Below are 1,954 nucleotides of genomic sequence, written 5' to 3' on the forward strand. Positions count from 1 at the left end.
AGGTGCTGGCCCGGGTGCGCCGCCGGGGATCCGAGCTCGGTGGCGAGGCGGCGGACCTCGCCCGGCTGGCGGGCGAACAGGAGATCGCGTTACGTGCGCTGGTCAGCACCGAACCGGGCGGGTCCGGCGGTGACGACCGGGCCGACCTGCGCGCGGCGCTGCAGGTCCTGAGCACGTCGTGGGTGCAGGTCTCGGCACCCGCCGGGGAGGTGCCGATGCCCGGCACAGCGGTGGAGGAACTCGTGGCCACCGTCCGGGAAGCACTGTCCAATGTCGACAAACATGTCGGACCCGAGGCGAAGGCCTGGGTCCTGCTCGAGGATCTCGGGGAGGAAGTCGTGTTGACGGTGAGGGACGACGGTCCCGGCATCCCGCCGGGGCGGCTGGAGCAGGCGGCGGGTGAGGGGCACCTGGGGGTGGCCAAGTCGATCCGTGGACGGGTCGCCGCGCTCGGTGGCACCTGCGCCCTCCAGACCGCACCGGGCCAGGGGACGGAATGGGAGATGCGCGTCCCGCGCCCGGCTCCGGGAGGGAGAGGCAGATGACGGTGTCGGTCATGATCGTCGACGACCACCCGATCTGGCGGGACGGCGTCGCCAGGGACCTCACCGAGCACGGGTTCGAGGTGCGGGCGACCGCCTCGGACGGTGCGGCGGCGACCCGGATCGCCCGTGCCGTGCGACCGGACGTCGTGCTGATGGACCTCAACCTCGGCAGCACCTCCGGTGTCGAGGCCACCCGCACGATCACCGGGGAACTCCCGGACACACGGGTGCTCGTGCTCTCGGCCAGCGGGGAACACGACGACGTGCTCCAGGCGGTGAAGGCGGGTGCCTCGGGATACCTGGTCAAGTCGGCCTCGGTCGACGAACTCGTGGACGCGGTCCGCCGCACGGCCGAGGGCGACCCGGTGTTCACCGCCGGACTCGCGGGCATGGTGCTCGGCGAGTACCGGAGGATGGCCGACGCCCCCGCGCCGGGCGAACCGCCACCGCAGTTGACCGACCGGGAGACCGATGTGCTGCGGCTGGTCGCCAAGGGGCTGACCGCGCGCCAGATCGCCGACCGGTTGGTGATCTCCCACCGGACCGTGGAGAACCACGTCCAGTCGACGCTGCGCAAACTCCAACTGCACAACCGCGTCGAACTCGCCCGCTACGCCATCGAGCACGGACTCGACCGGGAGTCCTGACCGGGACACGGTCGGCGTGCCGGCGGGTCCGGGGCGCCTTCTCAGGGTCATCCCGGATCCGTCCGCACGCGCGCCCGGCTAGCATCGACGCACATGGGAGCCGAGCGGGACCTGCGCGTGTCCGACGCCGAACGCGAGCACGTCGTCGGACTGCTGCAACAGGCCATCGGGCGGGGCATGTTGACGCTGGACGAGTTCACCGAACGGACCGACACCGCCCTGGCCGCCCGCACCCGGGGTGAGCTCAACACCGTGCTCGTGGATCTGCCCGGGCTCGGCCACCCGGATGTGCCGCGACCCGCCCCGACCACGCCGACCGCCCCGGCGCCCGCCGGTGCCGGTTCCGAGCCGATGGAACTCCGCGCGTACGGTGCCCAGCTGGTGCGCAAGGGACGGTGGTTCGTGCCCGCCGAACTGTCCGTGCGCAACCGCTACGCCGACACGCGGATCGACTTCAGCGAGGCGGAGTTCGCCGGCCCGCAGGTCCACCTGCGGCTGGACACCAAGTGGTGCGCGGTGAAGTTCCTCGTGCCCGAGGGGTCGGTCGTGGACCTGAACGGTCTGGACGAGTTGAAGTGGGCGACGATCCACGACCGCACGCACACCGCGCACGCGACGGACGGACCGCGGTTCGTGGTCACCGGCAGGCTCTACGGCGGCTCCCTGACGCTGCGGCACCCGCGGCGGAACTGGTTCGCGGGCTGACACCCGCGCCGGGTCCGGGGCGTCGGCTCACCCGGCGGCGACGGCCGCCCTGGCCGC

General features: G+C 72.5%; 3 protein-coding genes. All 3 read left to right on the forward strand.

Annotated elements, in window-relative coordinates; translation table 11 throughout:
* Positions 1-545: sensor histidine kinase (locus ACTIR_RS24305; protein WP_034240991.1), on the forward strand; the 545-nt coding region annotated here is incomplete at its 5' end.
* Complete coding sequence (locus ACTIR_RS0118755) at positions 542-1,192, forward strand: response regulator (protein WP_026455428.1); 651 nt, start codon at positions 542-544, stop codon at positions 1,190-1,192. The genes ACTIR_RS24305 and ACTIR_RS0118755, both read left to right, overlap by 4 nt.
* A gap of 93 nt (positions 1,193-1,285) precedes the next feature.
* Complete coding sequence (locus ACTIR_RS0118760; RefSeq protein ID WP_026455429.1) at positions 1,286-1,897, forward strand: DUF1707 SHOCT-like domain-containing protein; 612 nt, start codon at positions 1,286-1,288, stop codon at positions 1,895-1,897.
* Positions 1,898-1,954 lie beyond the last annotated feature (57 nt).

Source organism: Saccharomonospora iraqiensis subsp. iraqiensis, assembly GCF_000430445.1.
GTDB lineage: Bacteria > Actinomycetota > Actinomycetes > Mycobacteriales > Pseudonocardiaceae > Saccharomonospora > Saccharomonospora iraqiensis.